The sequence below is a fragment of the Iodobacter arcticus genome (assembly GCF_042664895.1).
Taxonomy (GTDB): domain Bacteria; phylum Pseudomonadota; class Gammaproteobacteria; order Burkholderiales; family Chitinibacteraceae; genus Iodobacter; species Iodobacter arcticus.
In genome coordinates, this window is sequence record NZ_JBHTBQ010000014.1 from 328,040 (window position 1) to 347,877 (window position 19,838).

Annotated in this window: 19 protein-coding genes; 6 read left to right on the forward strand and 13 right to left on the reverse strand. The window is 48.5% G+C overall.

Annotated elements, in window-relative coordinates; genetic code table 11:
* Nucleotides 1-193: 193 nt before the first annotated feature.
* Nucleotides 194-1,072, reverse strand: a complete 879-nt coding sequence (locus tag ACFQNF_RS09570; protein ID WP_380187760.1) for a ChaN family lipoprotein — start codon at nt 1,070-1,072, stop codon at nt 194-196.
* A gap of 664 nt (nt 1,073-1,736) precedes the next feature.
* On the opposite strand from ACFQNF_RS09570, the gene ACFQNF_RS09575 reads away from it, so the two are divergent.
* The 5 genes from ACFQNF_RS09575 (at nt 1,737) to ACFQNF_RS09595 (ending at nt 9,279) form a co-directional block, all read left to right on the forward strand.
* Nucleotides 1,737-4,559 carry a valine--tRNA ligase gene (locus tag ACFQNF_RS09575; RefSeq protein WP_380187761.1) on the forward strand — a complete coding sequence of 941 codons (2,823 nt, stop codon included), beginning with the start codon at nt 1,737-1,739 and terminating at the stop codon, nt 4,557-4,559.
* A 190-nt stretch (nt 4,560-4,749) separates the two neighbouring features.
* Nucleotides 4,750-5,211 carry a YehS family protein gene (locus tag ACFQNF_RS09580; RefSeq protein WP_380187762.1) on the forward strand — a complete coding sequence of 154 codons (462 nt, stop codon included), beginning with the start codon at nt 4,750-4,752 and terminating at the stop codon, nt 5,209-5,211.
* Nucleotides 5,212-5,679: 468 nt separating this feature from the next.
* Nucleotides 5,680-6,528, forward strand: a complete 849-nt coding sequence (locus tag ACFQNF_RS09585; protein ID WP_380187763.1) for a Rossmann-like and DUF2520 domain-containing protein — start codon at nt 5,680-5,682, stop codon at nt 6,526-6,528.
* Nucleotides 6,529-6,716: 188 nt separating this feature from the next.
* Nucleotides 6,717-8,336, forward strand: a complete 1,620-nt coding sequence (locus ACFQNF_RS09590; protein ID WP_380187764.1) for a methyl-accepting chemotaxis protein — start codon at nt 6,717-6,719, stop codon at nt 8,334-8,336.
* Between the two features lie 244 nt (nt 8,337-8,580).
* Nucleotides 8,581-9,279 (forward strand): outer membrane lipoprotein, encoded by a 699-nt coding sequence (locus ACFQNF_RS09595; RefSeq protein WP_380187765.1) that lies wholly within the window; start codon nt 8,581-8,583, stop codon nt 9,277-9,279.
* Between the two features lie 89 nt (nt 9,280-9,368).
* Here ACFQNF_RS09595 and ntrC read toward each other — a convergent pair whose 3' ends face one another.
* The 12 genes from ntrC to ACFQNF_RS09655 all read right to left on the reverse strand — a co-directional run bounded on the left by ntrC (nt 9,369) and on the right by ACFQNF_RS09655 (nt 19,048).
* A complete protein-coding gene (ntrC, locus tag ACFQNF_RS09600) occupies nt 9,369-10,778 on the reverse strand; it encodes a nitrogen regulation protein NR(I) (RefSeq protein ID WP_380187766.1) in 1,410 nt (469 codons plus the stop codon).
* Nucleotides 10,775-11,842, reverse strand: a complete 1,068-nt coding sequence (glnL, locus tag ACFQNF_RS09605) for a nitrogen regulation protein NR(II) (RefSeq protein WP_380187767.1) — start codon at nt 11,840-11,842, stop codon at nt 10,775-10,777. Before glnL ends, ntrC begins: the two co-directional genes overlap by 4 nt.
* Nucleotides 11,843-12,012: 170 nt before the next feature.
* The gene (locus tag ACFQNF_RS09610; protein WP_380187768.1) at nt 12,013-12,492 is read right to left on the reverse strand and encodes a DUF4124 domain-containing protein; all 480 of its coding nucleotides are present in this window, start codon (nt 12,490-12,492) and stop codon (nt 12,013-12,015) included.
* A gap of 15 nt (nt 12,493-12,507) precedes the next feature.
* A complete protein-coding gene (locus ACFQNF_RS09615; RefSeq protein ID WP_380187769.1) occupies nt 12,508-12,801 on the reverse strand; it encodes an Rdx family protein in 294 nt (97 codons plus the stop codon).
* Nucleotides 12,801-13,424 carry an HAD family hydrolase gene (locus ACFQNF_RS09620; RefSeq protein WP_380187770.1) on the reverse strand — a complete coding sequence of 208 codons (624 nt, stop codon included), beginning with the start codon at nt 13,422-13,424 and terminating at the stop codon, nt 12,801-12,803. The genes ACFQNF_RS09615 and ACFQNF_RS09620 overlap by 1 nt, the downstream gene beginning before the upstream one ends.
* 162 nt (nt 13,425-13,586) lie before the next feature.
* On the reverse strand, nt 13,587-14,042 hold the full coding sequence (locus tag ACFQNF_RS09625; RefSeq protein WP_380187771.1) for a GNAT family N-acetyltransferase: 456 nt from the start codon (nt 14,040-14,042) through the stop codon (nt 13,587-13,589).
* Nucleotides 14,035-14,457 (reverse strand): DUF6249 domain-containing protein, encoded by a 423-nt coding sequence (locus ACFQNF_RS09630; RefSeq protein ID WP_380187772.1) that lies wholly within the window; start codon nt 14,455-14,457, stop codon nt 14,035-14,037. Before ACFQNF_RS09630 ends, ACFQNF_RS09625 begins: the two co-directional genes overlap by 8 nt.
* Before the next feature lie 123 nt (nt 14,458-14,580).
* Nucleotides 14,581-15,798, reverse strand: a complete 1,218-nt coding sequence (locus tag ACFQNF_RS09635) for a hypothetical protein (RefSeq protein WP_380187773.1) — start codon at nt 15,796-15,798, stop codon at nt 14,581-14,583.
* Between the two features lie 11 nt (nt 15,799-15,809).
* Nucleotides 15,810-16,574: a hypothetical protein gene (locus tag ACFQNF_RS09640; protein ID WP_380187774.1), complete on the reverse strand. Its 765-nt coding sequence runs from the start codon at nt 16,572-16,574 to the stop codon at nt 15,810-15,812.
* Between the two features lie 83 nt (nt 16,575-16,657).
* Entirely contained in the window at nt 16,658-17,194 is a 537-nt protein-coding gene (locus tag ACFQNF_RS09645) for a hypothetical protein (RefSeq protein WP_380187775.1), read from the reverse strand.
* Nucleotides 17,191-17,478 carry a DnaJ domain-containing protein gene (locus ACFQNF_RS09650; protein ID WP_380187776.1) on the reverse strand — a complete coding sequence of 96 codons (288 nt, stop codon included), beginning with the start codon at nt 17,476-17,478 and terminating at the stop codon, nt 17,191-17,193. The genes ACFQNF_RS09645 and ACFQNF_RS09650 overlap by 4 nt, the downstream gene beginning before the upstream one ends.
* Nucleotides 17,479-17,677: 199 nt before the next feature.
* Nucleotides 17,678-19,048 (reverse strand): MATE family efflux transporter, encoded by a 1,371-nt coding sequence (locus ACFQNF_RS09655; protein ID WP_380187777.1) that lies wholly within the window; start codon nt 19,046-19,048, stop codon nt 17,678-17,680.
* Nucleotides 19,049-19,168: 120 nt separating this feature from the next.
* Here ACFQNF_RS09655 and ACFQNF_RS09660 point away from each other — a divergent pair, with 120 nt between their 5' ends.
* Nucleotides 19,169-19,813 carry a TetR family transcriptional regulator gene (locus tag ACFQNF_RS09660; RefSeq protein WP_380187778.1) on the forward strand — a complete coding sequence of 215 codons (645 nt, stop codon included), beginning with the start codon at nt 19,169-19,171 and terminating at the stop codon, nt 19,811-19,813.
* The last annotated feature ends 25 nt before the right edge of the window (nt 19,814-19,838 follow it).

Genomic DNA, 19,838 nt, shown 5'->3' on the forward strand with positions numbered 1-19,838 from the left:
CTCGCTACCCCTTTTCTGAAACCCCGAGCCGTTTATTCCTCGCTTCGGCGTGCTTCAAGGGGATTTTTAAGCCCCATGCCGAGAGCGTGGTAATTACATTTTTTCGTTGTTTGCTACTAAAAAACAAATTGCTTCGCACACATGGGGACTCACCAGCCCTGTATGTATAAAACCTTAGTCCCCTGAGCTATCCTCAGTGCTTAGGCACAATGCAAAAGCAGGCTTCATCGGCGGCAAGTGGGGTGAGCCATACATAGTCTGCGTGGGCGAGTGCAATTTCAGCGCCTTGTTCGGCCAGCATTAAGACTGTTACTGGCTGCGTGGGGGCTAAATCTTGGGCATGCAGCGGCACGCCTACATCTTTAGCGGCGTGATAACCGCCAGCCATAAGTAGAGCAGGGGCGGGGGCGGCGAGCAGGCGTTCGGCCATGCGGCGGTCTCGCTGCTGCTGCACCGCAATCATGGATAATAATTGCGGTGTTTCGATCTGATTGTCGTGCATTTCACGCACAATGGTTTCGAGCTTAACCCGTACTGCAAGCTGGCCTGAGCGCTCGCCTGTCAGCAGCGGCTTGCTGCGATAAATGGCCTGCATTTCGGGCTTGTCTAGGTTGGCCGATAGCAGCGGATAAGGTGCATGCATCAGGCCCACGGCTAAATCGCCGTATAAGTCCCAATCCCATCCCCCTTGCCAATTGAGCAGCTCGGCAATGCGTTCTGATCGCACCACGGGATTGCCTTGTAACCATGCTTTTACTTTATCTACTTTGCTTTGTTGATCTGGATTCAGCATCTCTAGCAGCACACTGCCCTGTGGGCGTTGCTTGGCTAAGCTTTGCACCAACCACAGCTCGATTTGATGATGGTAGCGATTGTCGTGTTGCTCGCCCACGACGACGCGTTGCTGCGATGCCAGCTTATTAAGTAGCTGCTCAGGCGATAAAACATCGCCAGTTTTTAAATCAATAATTTTGCCCAGCTGAGCCATATCAGCCACTACGGTGGGTTTCGCCGGGGGAAGCGAGGCGCAACTGATTAAAAACAGGCTGCAAAGCGAGAGTAAAACTTTCATGGAGGATGTGCTTTATTTGATGAGCTGCGGGGTGTTTTTTGCAGAAATGAGCGACGACTACGGCATATTGTATTCGTAATGATTATCATCTTCAATATTTATTGATAATCAATCTCATAATCAAATGACAATGGGGCATGAATTGCCCAATTAAAATAATGGCTTAATAGCTAGGGTCTGTTGACGTTTCATTCACAATTGCGCTGAGGCGGAAAATGGCTAGGCACAAGGCATGCGACGAAGGCAATAACGGGTTATTTCCGAGGAGCATAACGCAGTGGATGGCCGTTTTCCGCCTCAGCCCCATCGCTGGGCGAGGAAAAACCCTCGCACGCGGAGGGTTGGCTACATTTTTGGGGCGGAACGAAAGTTAAAAATCGCTAATGCTACTCGTGCCATGTCGCAATTTTGCCTTGTTCAGCCCCAAAACTGCAGCCAACGCAGCCGTGAATGAAAGGTCAACAGACCCAAGGGAAGACAAGCAGGAAAGATCGGCTATTCAGCCGTGAAACTGCGGGCTTAGCGTAGAAAAACACCGCTAAAATTGCTAAATGAGGGCTAAAAATTACTTTTTAAGGTAGTAATCCGCGTGCAGATGCGCTCAGCAAGCGACGGTTAAGGCTATAATCGCGGGTTAATCTATGAACGACTGAGCCCTTTTCCCATGAGCACCACGCCTAAAGAACTCGCAAAAAGTTTCGAACCCGCTGAGATCGAAAGCCGCTACTACCCAGAGTGGGAGAAAGCCGGTTACTTTCAGCCAAATATGCAAAGCGCCGAGTCATTCTGCATTCAGTTGCCACCACCTAATGTGACGGGCACCTTGCATATGGGCCATGCTTTCAATCAAACGATTATGGATGGCCTAACTCGCTACCATCGTATGAAGGGTGAAAACACCCTGTGGCAGCCCGGCACCGATCACGCCGGTATTGCGACGCAAATCGTGGTGGAGCGCCAGCTGGATGCGCAAGGCATTAGCCGTCATGATTTAGGCCGCGAGAAATTCGTAGAAAAAATATGGGAATGGAAAAAAGAATCCGGTGCCACCATCACCCAGCAAATGCGCCGCATGGGTGCATCGGTGGATTGGCAGCGCGAATACTTTACGATGGACGAGCAATGTTCAGGCTCGGTGACCGAAGTGTTTGTCAGCCTGTTTGAGCAAGGCCTGATTTACCGTGGCAAGCGCCTATCTAATTGGGACCCAAAGCTGGGCACCGCTATCTCCGACCTCGAAGTGGTTTCCGAGGAAGAAGACGGCCATATGTGGCATATCAAATATCCGGTAGTGGGCAGCGATGAATTTATCGTAGTGGCCACCACCCGCCCTGAAACATTGCTCGGCGATGTGGCTGTAGCGGTGAATCCAGATGACGAGCGCTTTAAGCATCTGCTGGGTAAAACCCTGAAATTGCCGCTAACAGACCGTGAAATCCCCGTGATTAGCGACGATTATGTGGATGCGGCTTTCGGTACCGGCTTGGTGAAAATCACGCCAGCGCATGACTTTAACGATTACCAAGTGGGTAAGCGTCATAACACCCAGCTGATTAATGTGATGAGCTTGGAAGCAACGATTCTGCCTAAGGCGCAGGTATTTAGCTTTGATGGCGATGCACTGGGTAGCATTGATTTACCAAGCGCGTACGCGGGTTTGACTGCCCTGGCAGCGCGTAAAGCCATGCTGGCCGATCTGGATGCGCAGGGCTTATTGCTTGAGACAAAGAAACATAAGTTGATGGTGCCACGCGGCGACCGTACTGGCTCGGTGATCGAGCCTTTGCTGACCGATCAGTGGTTTATGGCCATGAGCAAGGCCGATGAAACCGGCCAAAGCATCACCGAAAAAGCGCTGCAAGCTGTGGCAGATGGTGAAGTTAAGTTTGTGCCAGAAAACTGGGTGAACACTTACAACCAGTGGCTGAATAATATTCAAGACTGGTGCATTAGCCGTCAGCTATGGTGGGGTCATCAGATTCCGGCTTGGTACGACGAAGACGGCAAAGTTTATGTAGCACGCAATCTTAGCGACGCCGAATCACAAGCGCCGGGCAAAACACTGCGCCGTGATGTGGATGTGCTCGATACCTGGTTTAGCGCGGCCTTGGTGCCGTTCTCTACCTTGGGCTGGAAGCCGGGCCAGAGCACGCCTGAGCTAGATGCGTTTTTGCCTTCATCGGTATTAGTGACCGGCTTTGATATTATTTTCTTCTGGGTAGCCCGGATGATTATGATGACCAAGCACTTCACCGGCAAAGTACCGTTTAAGCATGTGTATATCCACGGCTTGGTGAGGGATGGCGAAGGGCAGAAGATGTCTAAATCGGAAGGCAATGTGCTTGATCCGGTTGATTTGATCGACGGGATCGATTTAGAAACGCTGCTGGAAAAACGCACCTCTGGCCTGCGTCGCCCAGAAACCGCACCTAAAGTGGCGGCTAAAACCAAGAAAGAATTCCCAGAGGGTATTCCAGCCTTTGGTACCGATGCACTGCGCTTCACCTTTGCATCGCTGGCCACCTTGGGCCGCAGTATTAATTTTGATCAGCATCGCTGTGAAGGCTATCGCAACTTCTGCAATAAGCTGTGGAACGCTACACGCTATGTGCTGATGAATGTGGAAGGCAAAGATGTAGGGCAGGATGAATCCTTACCGCTGGAATACAGCTTTGCCGATCAGTGGATGATAGGCCGCTTGCAGCAGGCAGAGCACGATGTCACTACCGCGCTGGATACCTTCCGCTTCGATCTGGCGGCTCAGGGCATTTACGAATTTGTTTGGAACGATTACTGCGACTGGTATATCGAGCTGGCTAAGGTACAACTACAAACCGGCAACGAAGCACAGCAACGTGCCACCCGCCGCACCTTGGTTCGCGTATTAGAAACCACATTGCGTATGGCTCACCCGATTATTCCGTTTATTACCGAAGAGCTATGGCAAGTGGTGGCTCCACTGGCGAACGCTAAAAAAACAGAATCCATTATGGTGGCTGACTGGCCGGTGGCGGATTTAAGCAAGGTGAACGAGGCGGCTAATGCGCAAGTGGAAAGCTTAAAAGCGCTGGCCTTTGCTGTGCGTAATTTGCGCGGCGAAATGGGCTTGCCGCCATCACAAAAAACACCGCTTCTGCTGGAAGGCGGAGATGAGCTGCAGCAGTACGCGGCTTACTTAGTGCCATTAGCCAAGCTTGCCAGCGTCACCATCGTGGCGCAATTGCCTGAAGATGATGCGCCGGTGGCGGTTGCAGGCAGCACGCGTTTAATGCTGAAAGTAGAAATTGATAAAGCAGCAGAATCGGTGCGCTTAACTAAAGAAATCGGCAAGCTCACTGAGAATCTGGAAAGAATCAAAGCGAAGTTTGAAAAGCCGGGTTATCTGGATAAAGCGCCTGCTCATTTGGTGGAAAAAGATCAGGGTCTGATGGTCGAATTTGCTGAGAAATTGGCGCAATTACAAAGCCAATTGGCTAAATTGCAATAGACATATCGCTTGGCTTGGATGTTTTGTCTGCCTGTTTTTAGGCTGGCAAAACAGCATAAGCCAACAAGCTCATCTTAATATGGGCAAACAGGTTTATCACACAGGCTGCCTTGTGCAGCCTGTTTTTATTTAAAACAAGGGTAGGGTGGGCACGTCTTTGTGCCCACGCATAAGGAACAAGGAAATACCAATGATTAATAACGATATTTTACGTAGCGTGCGCTATATGCTGGATTTAAGCGATGCTCATATTGTGGCGATTGCTAAATTGGCTGATTTTGATTTGGCTAAAGAAGATGTTGCGGCCTTCTTGAAAAAAGAAGATGAAGAAGGTTATTTGGAATGCAGCGATGAAGTTATGGCTTATTTCTTAGATGGCTTGGTATTTCATAAGCGCGGCAAAGATGAAAGCCGTCCGGCTCAGCCTATTGAATTGCCAATGAGCAATAATATGGCGCTTAAAAAACTGCGCGTGGCTTTTGAATTAAAAGAAGAAGATATGCACAGTATTCTGGATGCGGCAGGCTTTGATGTATCCAAACCAGAATTAAGCGCTTTATTCCGTAAAAAAGATCATAAGCACTATCGCAGCTGTGGCGATCAATTGCTGAGAAACTTTTTAAAAGGCTTAACCCTGCGTTTGCGCGGTTAATAGCAAGTATTTGTAGGGCGGGTGAAACCCGCGAGCGATGCTAAAAAATACGCGGGTTTCACCCCATACGTGCTAACCAAAGTCAAAAAGATCTTTTTAGTGCCTTCGGCACGTTGATTTTGGTGCGGCATCCCCGCGGGGGACTCCCTTTCTTGAACGGCCAAGAAAGGAAGCAAAGAAGGCCGCCCCGACCAGCACGAAGGCCCCTCTGCTGCGGACAATCGAGTCGGCGGCGGGCGGGATTGGCTCGTTCCTCGCTCCCTTGCCGAAACCCCGTCCCGCTTGTTCCTCGCTTCGGCGTGCTTCAAGGGGACTTTTAAGCCCTACGCCAAGATTGTGGTCATTACTTTTTTTTGTTTGTTGATGCAAAAGCAAATTGCTTAGCGCGTATGGGGTTTCACCCGCCCTACAAATTCGTAAAAGGTTTTGAGCGCAAAGCTAAGCTAGCCAGCTTGCAAAGGTGTCTTCATGCTCACTCTTAATATTATCGGCCCCGGGCGTCTGGGCAAATCGATTGCCCGCTTGGCACAGCCGCATTACCAAATAGCGGGTGTCTGCGCTAGCTCGCTAGCCAGCAGTAGAGATGCGGTGGCGTTTATTGGGGCTGGGCAGGCATGCGCTACATTAGCCGATTTGCCTAGCGCTGATTTATTCCTATTGGCCGTGCCGGACGCCATGATTGCCGAGAAGGCGATCGAGCTAGCGGAGAGTGGTGTGGTGCAGGCTGGCAATGTGGTGTTTCATGCTAGCGGTGCTTCCGAAGCCTCATTACTTCTTCCGCTAAAAGCAGTGGGTGCGTCTATTGCAAGTATGCATCCGGCTTTTTCTTTTGCCGATCCGGCAAGGGCCATCAGCACTTTTGCGGGCACGCTTTGCGCCTTGGAAGGCGATATAGAGGCTTGCGATACTTTGCATGATTTTGTACTGGCCTTGGGTGGTAAGCCGTTTACTTTAGCAAAAGGCGGTAAGGCGGCTTATCACGCTTCATTAACAATGGCCGCCAATTTTTTGGTTACGCTGGCTGACTTATCTATTAAAACAGCCCAGCAAGCAGGAATCAGCGATGAAATTGCTCAGAGTCTGGTGATGAATTTAATGCAGCAAACCCTGGAAAATATAAAAGCATTAGGGCCAGCTGCTGCATTAACAGGGCCTATTCTTCGCGCAGATCAGCTAACAATCGAAAAGCATTTAGCTGTATTAAATAATAAAGTAAGCCATCGTTGCTATCAAAGTTTGGGATTGGCTACGATCAATCTGGCGAGAGATAAGCTGTCTGCTACTCAACAGTTTGCGCTTTCTCAAATATTTTCTTAATGTGCATGATATATTTGATTGAGAAATAGCTTACTTTGTATTGCTTCTTGTTTTAATAAAAATAATAGCGATTTTATCAAAAAATAAAAGGCAGACTGCTGTTTATTACTTGTTTTACAAATGAGCCTAATAACAGCATACAATGCTTAAAAATATTTATTTAGAAAAACTCTGGGGAGAGTGATTTTATGACTTTACGTAAAAAGGTATATCTGTTGGCGCTGAGTATTTTACTCGCTTTAATCGGTATTATGCTGGTTGGGCTATGGACAATGCGTCAAGCGAGTAATGATGATAATAGCGCCCGTATTAAACAATTAATGGGCAGTACATATAATGGTATCGTGCAGCTGGAAAATATGGTCGCATCGGGCAAATTAGCTGAAGCTCAGGCAAAAGAAATTGCCATTCAGTTGCTGCGTGAAAATAAATATCATAAGTCCGAATACGTTTATGTGGTGGATGAAAAATTAAACTTTGTTGCCACACCGCTTGATCCGCAATTACATGACACAAGCTTTAATGATTTTAAAGATGCAACCGGCAATAGCGTAGGTGCAATTGCTCAGGCTGCGCTGGATAAATCAGGTGGTGCACTTACCGAATACTGGTGGACTTCCAAGCGCGATGGCAAGGTGGTTGATTTGCTTTCTGTAGCTCAGAAAACGCCGCGCTGGGGCTGGGTAGTGGGCAATGGCATTAGCTTTGCAGAAGCCGATGCCCGCTTCTGGAGCAATGCCCGCTGGCAGGTATTGATTTGCCTTGCGGTTGCGGGCGTGGTGGCTGCAATTATGTTGTCGGCAGTGCGCAATTTATTACGGGATTTGGGGGGCGAGCCCAGCGAAGTGATGGCCTTGGTGCAGGTCGTGGCCGATGGGAATCTGCATATCGATGATGATATGGCCAATGTTTCTGCTCAAAGTATTTATGGCTCGGTGTTACGTATGCGTAAATCATTGCGCGATGTGATTTCTCAGCTTTCATCAGTGGTGCATACCTTGCATTCATCCGGCGATGAAATCGTAGCTAAGGCTGAAAGCAGTAATCTATATGTGGGCGCGCAAAGCAAAGCCGCCACGCGAATTGCCCAGACTGCAGAAGATTTTACCCAGCAGACTCAGCAGGCAGAGCTGCAAGCTAAAAAAGCCAAGGGGCAAAGCGAAGCGGCTACCGAGATTTCTGCTCAGGGCTTATCGGTGATTTCTGCTGCGGTAGATCGCTTTTCGGAAATCGAGCATTCCGTTGGCGAAACTCAAAGTAGCATTGATGATCTGGCGCAGCGTGTAGGCAGTATTTCTGCGGTGATTGCGGTGATTCGTGATGTAGCCGATCAAACTAATTTGCTGGCTTTAAATGCTGCGATCGAGGCCGCCCGTGCAGGTGAGCAGGGCCGTGGCTTTGCGGTGGTGGCCGATGAGGTTCGTAAGCTGGCAGAGCGTACCAGCACCGCTACGCGTGAAATTGGTGAAACCATTAATGCGGTGCAAGATAGCGGCCAGACGGCTAAATCGCGCATGGATGGCATGGTGGTGCAGCTGAAAGAAGGGATACGCCAAACCAAGGAAGGCGGCGAGGCGGTCAAAGCGATTCGCGCAGAATCCGCAGCTACTGCTCTGGTTGTGGGCTTGATTGGTGATGCGCTGGCGGCTCAGGTGCAATCTAGTCAGGCGATTAGAAATGATGTGGATGAAGTGGCGAGTTTTTCTTCAGGTACTTTAGATGCGGCACAGAGCACCGTGGCGGTGGCTCAATCGATTAAACAGGTTTCTGATCAGCTGGAAATCTTGATTAAACAATTCCGTTTGTAAGCTATTCTGAGTGTTGCCAGGGCCGTTTAGAACACGGTCTTCTTTGTATAATAAAAAGACAATCAGTAACAAGTACTTACAGTAATCATCAGGTGAAAAATACCTTCGTGTTAGTGTCGATTTTCACTGCTTTTTTTATAAAAAAACGGCAGGATAGCGGCATAGGGTTGTTCAGGAACAAGCTTAGGCTTGTACGCAAGTTGCGTGTTTGAGCTGCCCAACTATTACTCTATGGAGATGCACGATGTCAGAGCCTAAAACTCATCCGCTTTTTTTGGCTGCGGCCGTTTCAGTTATTTTGGCTTCAGGGGTAGGAATGGCCAATTGGCTGGGCTTTATTGGCAAACCTCCTGCTGAGCCGCAGGCGGTAGTGGCATCGGCCCCGGCGGTGGTTAGTGCGCCTGTACTGGCCTTGGTGGCCACTCCAGCACCTACTGCGCTACCGACTGCCGTACCTACTCCGGTAGCAGTACCTGCAACGGCTGTGCCAAAACCAGCGCCTGCTCCCAAGCCGCATCCAACGCCCAAACCTAAACCTAAGCCGGTGGCTAAACCTGCCGAAGTAGCTCAGCCCGAGCCTACTTTACGTCCTACACCAGTAAAAGAAGTATGCCGCAGCTGCGGACGAGTGATTTCGATTCGCACTGTAGAGAAAAGAGGCGAAGGCTCGGGTGGCGGAGCGATTGCCGGCGGTGTTTTAGGTGGTGTGGTGGGGCATCAGATTGGTGGCGGTAATGGCCGTACCGTGGCCGAAGTGCTGGGCGTAATTGGCGGTGCGGTTGCTGGCCATCAGGCAGAAAAGCAATATCGCAGCGTAACGGCTTATGAAGTGCGTGTATCGTTTGAAGACGAAAGCGAGCGTACTTACAGCTTCCAGCAGCGTCCGCCGTTTAATCAGGGTGATCGCGTTCGCACCAGTGGCGATAGCATTGTGCAAAATTAATTAAGCTGATTAAAATAACAAAAGCCGCAGCAATGCGGCTTTTGTTATTAAGGGCTCATGATTTTACTGCCGGATTGAGCAGATTAAAATCAGCTGTTTTCCATCCCTAATTCTTGGATTTTCCGAGTAAGGGTATTGCGCCCCCAGCCCAGTAACTCTGCGGCTTCAATGCGCTTGCCACCGGTATAGGCGAGGGCACGTTCGATCACTACGCGCTCAAAAGCGGGGGTCAGCTCATCTAAAATACGGCTATCACCGCGGCTAAGCCGCTGGCTGATTTCGGCACCTAAATGGCTTAACCAATCTCCGCTGCGAATCGCTATTTCACCCTTTTCTGCGCTGAGCTCTGGTGGCAGATCGCCGGGCTGAACCAAGGCTCCGGGCGCCATCACGGTAATCCAGTGGCATAGGTTTTCTAGCTGGCGCACATTGCCAGGAAAACTAAACGCAGCCAGTTTAGCCATCGCATCGTCAGTGAGGCGCTTGGCTTCAATGCCTAGCTCGCTGGCTGATTTGCCAAGGAAGAAGCGCGCCAGCAAGGGAATATCTTCTGATCGCTCACGCAGCGCAGGTAAGCGCAGGCGAATCACATTAAGGCGGTGAAATAAGTCTTCCCGAAACTGCCCCTGCTTGACGCGCTCTTCTAAATGCTGATGCGTGGCGGCAATGACTCGTACATTGGCTTTAATGGGCTGATGGCCGCCTACCCGGTAATAAAAGCCATCCGAAAGGACACGTAATAAGCGCGTTTGCAGTTCGGGAGGCATATCTCCAATTTCATCTAAAAATAGCGTGCCGTTTTCTGCCTGCTCAAAGCGACCCTGCCGCTTGGCGTCCGCGCCGGTAAAGGCGCCTCTTTCATGGCCAAATAATTCGGATTCCAGTAAGTCTTTAGGGATGGCCGCGGTGTTAATGGCAACAAAGGGACGGGCAGAGCGCGGGCTGTGCCGGTGCAGGGCGCGGGCGACCAGTTCTTTTCCGCTACCCGATTCGCCGGTGATTAACACGGTTGCTGCAGACTGGCTTAAGCGGCCAATTGCTCTGAAGACGTCTTGCATGGCCGGAGCCTGGCCGAGGATTTCTGGCGCAGGCGACGCTGCTTGAGCTGGGCTGCCTTCTTGGTGGGTGGAAAATCGCTGGCTTTCTTCGATCGCCCGTCTGATCAGCGCAGTGGCCTGATCTACATCAAAGGGCTTGGGCAGATATTCAAACGCGCCGCCTTGAAATGCCGAGACGGCACTATCCAAATCTGAATGGGCGGTCATGATAATTACGGGCAGATTAGGCCAGTCTTGCTTGACGATCTCTAAAAATTGCAAGCCAGATTCGCCGGGCATGCGGATATCGCAAACGATGGCTTGGGGCTGTTCCTGCGTGAGCTTGGCAAGGGCTTCGGTGGCAGAGGAAAAGCTGCTATGCGAGATGTTTTCTCTGGCAAGGGCTTTTTCAAATACCCAACGAATAGATCGGTCATCATCAATAATCCAGACAGCGCTCATGGTTTTTCCTGTGTGGAGTCGTGTTGCCAGCCATTGAGTGGCAGAAGCAGGCTAAAGCAGGTTTGGCCGGGGCGGCTTTCAAATTCGATGGTGCCGTGGTGCTGCACCACAAAGGTATGGGCCAGATGCAGGCCAATGCCTGTGCCACCGGGGCGGCCGGAGACCAGCGGGTAAAATAGTGTTTCTTTGAGTGAGTCGGGAATCCCAGGCCCGTTATCAATAATTTGAATTTGCAGTGCAAGCGGAAAGCGGCGGCGATTGAGCGTTACTTGCCTTGCGATGCGGGTGCGCAAGAAAATCTCACCCACTCCTGCCATTGCCTGCACGGCATTGCGAACAATATTGAGCACGGCTTGTATCAGCTGCTCCTGATCGGCAATCAGGTTGGGCAGGCTGGTGTCGTAATCCCGCTTAACGGATAAGCCATTGGGAGTTTCGGCCAAAGCAAGGCTGCGTACTCGCTCCAATACCTCATGAATATTGAGCTCGGTTAGTTTAGGCAGGCGATGCGGGGTAAGCAGGCGATCGAGCAGCCTTTGCAGGCGCTGCGATTCATCAATAATGACCTGGGTGTATTCTTGTAGCTCACGGCTATGCAGCTCGCTTGATAGCAATTGGGCCGCGCCACGTATTCCGCCCAGCGGGTTTTTGATTTCGTGTGCCAGATTACGGATCAGCTCTCGGTTGGCTTGTTGCTGCGCTTGCAGCCTCGCTTCATTCACAATTTTGCGTTGCTGATCCATCTGGCGGATTTCAACCAAGGCCGCCGCTGCGCTGGTTTCGATGGGGCTGGCAGTGAGCGTGACATAAACATCGCCATGATTGGTGGAAAGCAGCAGCTCGTGCTCGGTAATGCTGATGTTTTCGGTGCAAGCGGTGATCACCGCGCTCACAATCGGGCTATGTGGCTCTAGGCAGGCGGAGAGCGTCATCCCGATATCATCCTGGCGCAGACTGAGCAGGTCGGTTGCAGCAGGGTTAACGTAAACCAGCGTGCCATTGGCTGCAACGGCAATGACAGCATCGTCTAAAAATTCAAGGCCGGAGAATGGAGTATGGCTCATGGCTGCTTGGCCCCCAAGGTCGTATCTTCAGATGTGTAGCAATTTGCGGGCCAGCTGAAAAGTGGCGCAGTCTGGTGCTTTAGAGATAAGCATACACGAGCAATGCACCATGGTGGTGCATTGCTCGTCTGGGTGGTGCGCGAGTGTTTGCTAAGAGGGGAGTGGTTGTTTTAGCGCAGACGGCTGATTTCAGATTGCAGAGCGCTGATGTTTTTTTCGTGCAGAGTCATGTTATTGCGAATACGGCCTATTTTTTCCACATACTTTTGTGGGCTGGCTTTTTCTTCAGGCGTTTTGCTGCTTTCGGCCTCAGATAATAAACGACGTGCATTGGCGAGGTTTTTTTGCTCGCTGCTAAGCTCTTCATTCAAAATTAAATGGCGATTACTATCGCGGCTTTTTTGTGTGGCAGCATCTACACGAGGAAAATTACCGGGTGTGGCTGTTTGCGGGCTGCGCTCTCTTGGGGCCGCATTACCGCGGGAACGAGGCGCAGGGATCATCGCGCCTGGCTCGGCCAAAATACGTTGCGCATTGCGCATGGGAATATTGGAAAAAGTGACATTACCTTGCTCGTCCACATACTTATAAATATCAGCGTGGGCTAGCGGGGCAATGCAGATGATGGATATTAAAAGATACTTTAGCATGGGCGTAACTTAACATTAATCAGACTTGTATTCACTATGGCCTAATGGTTTTTCGGGCGCAATTAAATCCCTAACGCGTTGTTTTAATTCTTTTGCTTCAGGGAAGCGGCCTTCTGTTTTTCTATCCCAGATAATCTGCTCCATGCAAGTCACCACAAAAATACCGCCTGTGCCTGGCTGCAAAGCGACTTCACCCAGCTCTTCAGAAAAGGTGGAAAGCAGCTCTTGCGCTAACCACGCCGAGCGCAGCAGCCAGTTGCACTGGGTGCAATACAAAATACTGATGCGTGGTTGCCTGATCTGATTCATTAAAATTTAAGGCCTAGTTGATGCAATTGCTCTGCGGTATGGGCGGCGCTGGTGTGGTGAATGCCATGCCAGCCTAATTGTGTCGCGGCATCTGCATTTTTGGCCACATCGTCGATAAAAACCAGCTCATTAGGGTGTAAATCAGGAATCGCTTGAGCTATTCGCTCAAACATAGCCTGATAAATGGCCGGATCGGGTTTGATTAAGCCTAAACGGCCAGAAACCACAATATCTTTAAAGCGATGCAAAAGGGGATAGTTTTCCCAAGCATAAGGGAAAGTCTCATCCGACCAATTGGTCAGGCCATAAAGCGGGATTTCGGCAGCTTCTAATTGCTCCATCAGTGCAACACCCTCAGCGAGCGTGCCGCGTAATGTTTCTGGCCAGCGGGCATAAAATGCAGTTATCCATTCTGCATATTCAGGAAATTCGGCCTGTTTGATTTGATTGGCTTTCGCAATACTTCGGCCACGGTCTTGTTCGATATTCCATTCACCATTGCAAACATGGCTTAAGAAAAATGCCCGTTCTTTTTCATCGACAATTAATTTTCGATAAAGATAATCAGGATTCCAATCAAATAAAACACCACCAAAATCAAACACTACGGCACGAATAGCCATGATGAAATGCTCAATGGATAAGAGATGACTCTATTGTACCCGTCAGCTTGGCAGATTGTATGACACTGAGGCTTATTTGATATTCAGTGTCCAATGTATTTACAGGGGAGGTAAAACCTGCGGCTTGTACGATTCAACGCCGCCGGTTTCATTTGATTGGCTTTAGATCTCTAAGCTGTAATAGCGATAAGTTTGATCGAGCTGATAGCCCAGTGATTCATATAAGGCCTGCGCGTGGTGATTATCGTAGGCTGTGGATAAATCAAGGCGCACTGCGCCAGTTTGCTTGGCATGCAGACGGGCTTTGTCCATCAGCAGGCGTGATACACCCATGCCTCTTGCGGATTCATCAACAAATAAATCGTATAAAACCCAGACTCTGGCTGCTGCTATTGAGCAAAATGAAGGGTAAAGCTGGATAAACCCAAGCCCTTTGCCTTCATCATTACTGGCCAACAAAATGACACTTTCATTTAATGCGAGCCGTTGCTGCAAAAAATCATGTGCGATTTGTAGATTGCTCTCTTGCTGATAAAAAATACGGTAGGCATTAAATAAAGGCGCTAATTGATTTAGATCATCTAAATTGGCATAGCGGATAAAACATGGTTTAGTCATCAATACTTACCTTTTTTGATACGAGAGGATCAAGAAAAACGCCGAGTAATTGAGCAAGGCCAATGGCCAGTGGAATAGCGCCTGTCCAACAGAAAATGGATGGAAAGTCACTATAGCGGAAAAATACTAACAAGCCTGCTCCTACTCCGACAAGGGTGAGCGCTTGGTGCAAGCGAGTGCTAGCCGTGCTTATTTTTGTAGAAGATAAGTTTTTTATAATTTCTTTTGCAGGAGAATTAAATAACTCTGGCGGAATTGGCAAGTCCTTGGAGAGCATTTTTTGGATTGTTTCATGCTGCAACTGAAGCTTTTGATGGTGAAAGTAGAACACGATCGCCACGATAAACACCGGCATTAAAATAGACACAATACAAATGATGGTGTCAGGAGGGAAGAAGGCTTGCAGAGCATTCATGGTGTTTTCCTTGGGCGGCGGTATACGTTTATTCTGACGTCATACCACCGTTTTTGGCAAGGAAATCGCGATAATGGCTAGGGGCAAGCTGTCACTGCTGCTGTCATATTGAGTGAAGCAGTTTTAATAACGCTCTTTCCAAGTGGCATTACAGGTTGATTGTAAGTATTTGAGCGCACGTTCCATGTAAAAGTCAGGGCGATCAGGATCATTATCTGCAAGGGCATCGCTGGCGGCATTGTTTAAATCGTTGTACCAGAATTTTTTGAGCTCATCTTTATAGATGTCAGGAATATTATTCTCAATAAAGTCATGGATAGATTCTGAGTTAAATCCTGATGTTCTAAAGTGGCTAATGACTTCTTTTGCCTCACGTTTTAGCATGCTGGGCTTTAAAGGCAGACCGCTTGCTGCAAATAAAAATAAGGTGGAAATAACGCTGTCGTCATCGTTATTCTGATGAGTGAGTTTCCGCCAGTTATTGGCGATTTCATGATCATGGTTACTAATTTCACTGATATCACCATCACAAATATAGTAGGCCTCAGGCATAAACTGAGGCGTTTTCATTTTTGTTAGCTCATTAGCTATAAATAAATCCATTTCTATTTGTGCTGTTTGCTGAATAGAAGTGGGGGCTGCTGCAAAAAATAGCTTAAATCGCTCTGTATTTAATGTGGCTTTTTTATTTGTTGCAGATTTAATGAGTTTGCTGATTTCAGCCCGATTCGGTAGTTTTAATTTAGCTTCTTTCACCCATAAAATGAGCATTACGCTTTGAATGAGCGATTCTGCATCACAAAAAGCATCTGCAGTTAAGCTCATTTTCTTTGCCAGCCAAAAACCTAAATCTATTTTTTTCTGATAGCCAGATCTTTTATTGACCTCTGCCTGATATTTAGCTAAGGAGATATGCTCAGCCGAAGTTTGCTGATTTAAATATGATTGTTGCTCTTCGGCTGATTCATTCTGCGGCTGAATCAGCAGCGTTTCACGGGGCATGGCGTGCAGTTTTCTGAGCATATCAGCCCCTGCCTTGGAATGAGATAGCAGGGTATTGTTGCGCAATGACAGGGCCGCAGCTTGAAGATCGCCCTGAGAAATACTTTCAAGGTAGAGGCTAATTAAATTAACGGTACGAATTAATGCCAGCTCAATATCCGGGCGCAGATAGGCCGTGCCAAAGTAATTGGCAATCTGTACCATGCCTTTGGCTAAATCTGCGTGAATGATCTGTATGCGTTCAGGCGTAATCATTCCTTGCGCTACGCCGTAGCTTAAGGCTTTTTCAAAGAAACGGCGGCTATCAAAAGTGGATAGTGTGGTAGACACTATGCTCATGTATTTTCCTTTTAGATTGCAGATTCTTCGGCGTCATTTTCAAGATCAATGCTTTTTAGCAAATCTTCAATCAGTGTGTTGCTGATCGTTTTGCTTTCTTGCTTGATATATTTAGCGAGTAAGCGGCCTTGCAGTTCCAGAATAAGGTGGTCGAATACATCGGCTAGCTCATGAAATAAGACCCAAATGGTTTCTTTCCAATCGCTATCAGCAATTTCTGCGCGGGAAATATTCCATTTTAATTTATCGATAATATGTTCTGTGGAGTGAAACACTTCAAAGAATTCTTTAATTTCATCAAGCGTGCTACTTCCATCATCACAGATAAAAGGCAGTGTTGTGCTGGTATTACAGGCGTGCAGCACAAAGTTAAATACGTCTTCGTGATAGTCATTAAAATAATCCGCTAATGTTTCTATGCCTGCTGGTTTAGTCTGGTAAATGGCCTCTAAATAATCCGCTGTTTCATCGGCACTTTTATAAATGACCAGATTCATCATGGCACGCAGTTTATCTTTGCTGCGATCGCCGTATTGCGTATCTAGCACAATGGCGCGGGCAAATTGCTCAGGCGTAACCATCAGGCTGAGTACTGATTCTTTGGATGAGTCGTATTCACGCATAATAGCGAGTAAGTCTTTAGCCGGTACTTCTTCTAAAATTTCAGCCAGCGCATAATCACCGTGCTGATCTGCAATATCTGATAGCTCTTTTTCTGCGCCGATAATATCGCCGACTAGAATTAATTTTGATGCATTGATGATTGCTGGATGCATTTCAAATCCTTTATCTCTTTAATTTTTGAGCTGAGCAAAAGTTTTTTGGCTACTTTGAGCCGGCTTGCTGAAAGCGTAACGATTTAATTGTTTTCAGTTTCTACTGATTCAAAACCCTGCTCGCTCAGCCAATCTGATCCCGATTCATTTAATTGAAGCGCGCCATCTTCATCATCGTCGAAATCGTCGTTTTCAATGACTTCGGCGTGGGCGGTGTGCGTACCGTTGCTGCGCATAAATTCTAATGCAGCGGCCATGACCATAAAGAAATCGCCGCCTTCTGCTTCTAAAGTGGCATTGATTAGTTTCTCTGCCCAGTTGGCGATGCTTAAATGGCTGCTTAGCTCATCCCATGAAATAAAATCATCGCCATAGCCTTCTGGCTCGCTAAAAATAATGTGCTGCATTACTTTGGGACTATTAAAGCTAAAAGCATTGTGAAAAATAACTGCGACCATTTCTGGGGCAAATTCAATCATCGGCAGGATGTGGGCAATTTCCCGGCGTTTTTCATCAAGTCGTTTTTTAAGTGCAGATCTGCCTTCAGAATCGCTGGATAAATCATCTAGCTCGGCTTCATAGCTGGCGTAAAGATCGGCAAAGTAAGGGGCAATGCTCACTGGATGATTCCTTTAATGTATTTTTCGGCAATGTCGCGGGCAATCTCTAATGGATTGTCGATAAGGCTACGCTGCCGATAGTCGTCGTATGCTTGGCGGCGATGCGCATCGGTCAGTACTTCATAAGCTTCTTGAATCGCCCGAAACTGCGCTACTGCAGCTGGGTCAGGATTTTTGTCGGGGTGGTATTTGGCGGCATTTTTACGGTAAGCGGATTTGATTAAATCAATGCTGGCAGTGGGGGAGATGCCTAATTTTGCATAATGATCTTGAATAACAGACATGTGGGCTTTCTTTCCTATGGCGCATTGGCGGCATTTTTAAGCGCTGGCTAGTGTTGATGCAAGGATCTTGTTAAAGAGATGCTTGCGATACTGTTATATTCCGAGCTGATTTTGTGTGTATTTTAAACGAAAAATAGCAAAGCACCCTTGCAATATCAACTACTTATTGCAAGGGTGCTTTGCTTACCGCTCAGGCTGGCTAGGCGGCAGAGTAAGTGTGACTGGCTTGTTTCAGATGGCGCAATTCGCGCCATAATACGCCAGCAATCATGATACCAATCACTGTATTGACTAATGGTAGTGCAATATAGACACCATTGACGCCCCACCACAGTGGGATTAGCCAAAGTGCCGGTATTAACAGCAGCGTTTTACCTAAGGTGCCAAGCATCGACAGGCGAGTGAGTGCCATGGCTTGCAGTGCAATCACGCCTACAATAATCGCGCCATCAAAAGGTAGCGCAAACAGGTGGATTCGCAAGGCGTTTGTTGCTGCTTCGATAAGCGCCTGATCTTTGCCTGCGTAGAGCATCGCAATGGTATGCGGGAAAAACTGCACTACGGCTAGCAGCGCTAGGCTGATCGCTAAGCTTACCTTTAAGCCGTAGGATAAGGTTTGCGCCAGTCTTTGCGGTTGATTTGCACCAGTAGCATGGCTTAACAATGGCTGCATTCCCAATGCCAAGCCATGTATCAGCAAAATAAAGACGGCTTCGGTATAGCCTGCCACCGCATAAGCGGCCACATCGCTGCCCTTACCGTATTCCAGCAACTGATAGTTATGTGCAAATAGCAGAAAGGCTAAGTTGGCTTCCATTAAAAAACTGGAGATACCAAGGCCCAGCATGGATGGCATGCTTTGCCAGTGTGGGCGCAGATCTTTCAGAGCGATCCGTAAGCGGGCAAAAGGGCTAAAGAAATAGATCAGCCCCACTAGTGTTATCAGTGTTTCAACCAGCAAGGTGGCGCTTGCTGATCCAGCCAAACCCCAGCCTAAGATCACAACAAAGAAGTAATTCAGAGCAATATTACTTAAGCCGCCAATCACCACCATATAGGTAATGAATTTTGGCCTGCCATCGTTCCTTACTAAATAAATGACCGCCATCTGGCCGATCGTCACAAGGCCACCCCAGAGCATGATCGATAAGTACGACCGCGCTTCTTGCCGCACGGCCGGATCATTATCTGCATTCAGCAGTGCCAGTAGCGTCTCAATCTGGTTAATGCCGATCAGGGGCAAAATAATTCCCAGTGCCGTGATAATCAGTATGGTGTTGCTTAGCGCTTGGCGTGCTTCTTGCGTTTTTCCCGCTCCTTGCAAGATGGAAATCCGGGTTGCTGCGCCCATGCTGATCATGGCACCTAAGCCCACTTGCAACAAAATAACCGGGTAGACCAGATTAATGGCAGCAAGGGCATGGGCACCGACATAGCGGCCCACAAAAACACCATCAACCACGGTATATAAACCGATGACCAGCATGCCGGCGACGGAGGGAATCACATAGCGCCAGAATAGGCTGGCAACGGGTAGGGTATTAAGATCCTGTAAATTTTGTTGACTCATAAAAGCTCGATTGGCAATTTTTTGCGGCAGGATGAAATGATTCGCCATACTAGCATTTAATCAGTCATGCGTGATTAATTAATTTTGTGTCATAATTCCGGGAACTTAAGAGGAGTCGTCATGGCAAGAAAGACCAAAGAGGATGCGCAAAAAACGCGTGATGCCATTTTGGATGGGGCAGAGCTGGTATTTTTGGATAAGGGCGTAGCACAGGCCACGATGGCCGATATTGCCGATGCTGCCGGTGTTTCCCGTGGCGCGGTTTATGGCCATTACCCGAATAAAATTGATGTATGTAAAGCCATGAGCGAGCGGATGTTTGCGCTCGAAACCATGCACTTTAGCCCCGACAGCAGCAATGCAATGGAGGCACTGGTGCAAACCGGTATGTACTATTTAAATTTATTTTGCCAGCCGGGTACGGCTCAATCTGTGATTGCCATTCTGTATTTTAAGTGTGAGCGCAGCCATGAAAATACCTCATTGATCCGGCACCGGGATCTGATTACCAAGCTAGCGATGCACTACAGCCTGCGCCTTTTGCGTCGTGCCGTGCAAAATCAAGAGTTGCCCAACACGCTTGATTTACGCCTAAGTAATTTATATCTGCATGCGGTCTTTGATGGCATGTACGACATGCTGCAAGATCTTTATCCTGATCGCCCGCAAGCGGCCCTGCCAGATTGCGAGCGCATGCTGCGTACCGCGGTCACCAGCCTGATGCAAGCGCCCCATTTGCAGCGTGATGAATTGCGTGTTCTTTAGCCAATAAAAAACCCGCACTAGTTAG

What these genes read in the sequence shown, in the direction of transcription:
- ACFQNF_RS09570 (WP_380187760.1), bottom strand. Translation starts at nt 1,072, where the DNA reads ATGAAAGTTTTACTCTCGCTTTGCAGCCTGTTTTTAATCAGTTGCGCC.
- ACFQNF_RS09575 (WP_380187761.1), top strand. Translation starts at nt 1,737, where the DNA reads ATGAGCACCACGCCTAAAGAACTCGCAAAAAGTTTCGAACCCGCTGAG.
- ACFQNF_RS09580 (WP_380187762.1), top strand. Translation starts at nt 4,750, where the DNA reads ATGATTAATAACGATATTTTACGTAGCGTGCGCTATATGCTGGATTTA.
- ACFQNF_RS09585 (WP_380187763.1), top strand. Translation starts at nt 5,680, where the DNA reads ATGCTCACTCTTAATATTATCGGCCCCGGGCGTCTGGGCAAATCGATT.
- ACFQNF_RS09590 (WP_380187764.1), top strand. Translation starts at nt 6,717, where the DNA reads ATGACTTTACGTAAAAAGGTATATCTGTTGGCGCTGAGTATTTTACTC.
- ACFQNF_RS09595 (WP_380187765.1), top strand. Translation starts at nt 8,581, where the DNA reads ATGTCAGAGCCTAAAACTCATCCGCTTTTTTTGGCTGCGGCCGTTTCA.
- ntrC (WP_380187766.1), bottom strand. Translation starts at nt 10,778, where the DNA reads ATGAGCGCTGTCTGGATTATTGATGATGACCGATCTATTCGTTGGGTA.
- glnL (WP_380187767.1), bottom strand. Translation starts at nt 11,842, where the DNA reads ATGAGCCATACTCCATTCTCCGGCCTTGAATTTTTAGACGATGCTGTC.
- ACFQNF_RS09610 (WP_380187768.1), bottom strand. Translation starts at nt 12,492, where the DNA reads ATGCTAAAGTATCTTTTAATATCCATCATCTGCATTGCCCCGCTAGCC.
- ACFQNF_RS09615 (WP_380187769.1), bottom strand. Translation starts at nt 12,801, where the DNA reads ATGAATCAGATCAGGCAACCACGCATCAGTATTTTGTATTGCACCCAG.
- ACFQNF_RS09620 (WP_380187770.1), bottom strand. Translation starts at nt 13,424, where the DNA reads ATGGCTATTCGTGCCGTAGTGTTTGATTTTGGTGGTGTTTTATTTGAT.
- ACFQNF_RS09625 (WP_380187771.1), bottom strand. Translation starts at nt 14,042, where the DNA reads ATGACTAAACCATGTTTTATCCGCTATGCCAATTTAGATGATCTAAAT.
- ACFQNF_RS09630 (WP_380187772.1), bottom strand. Translation starts at nt 14,457, where the DNA reads ATGAATGCTCTGCAAGCCTTCTTCCCTCCTGACACCATCATTTGTATT.
- ACFQNF_RS09635 (WP_380187773.1), bottom strand. Translation starts at nt 15,798, where the DNA reads ATGAGCATAGTGTCTACCACACTATCCACTTTTGATAGCCGCCGTTTC.
- ACFQNF_RS09640 (WP_380187774.1), bottom strand. Translation starts at nt 16,574, where the DNA reads ATGCATCCAGCAATCATCAATGCATCAAAATTAATTCTAGTCGGCGAT.
- ACFQNF_RS09650 (WP_380187776.1), bottom strand. Translation starts at nt 17,478, where the DNA reads ATGTCTGTTATTCAAGATCATTATGCAAAATTAGGCATCTCCCCCACT.
- ACFQNF_RS09655 (WP_380187777.1), bottom strand. Translation starts at nt 19,048, where the DNA reads ATGAGTCAACAAAATTTACAGGATCTTAATACCCTACCCGTTGCCAGC.
- ACFQNF_RS09660 (WP_380187778.1), top strand. Translation starts at nt 19,169, where the DNA reads ATGGCAAGAAAGACCAAAGAGGATGCGCAAAAAACGCGTGATGCCATT.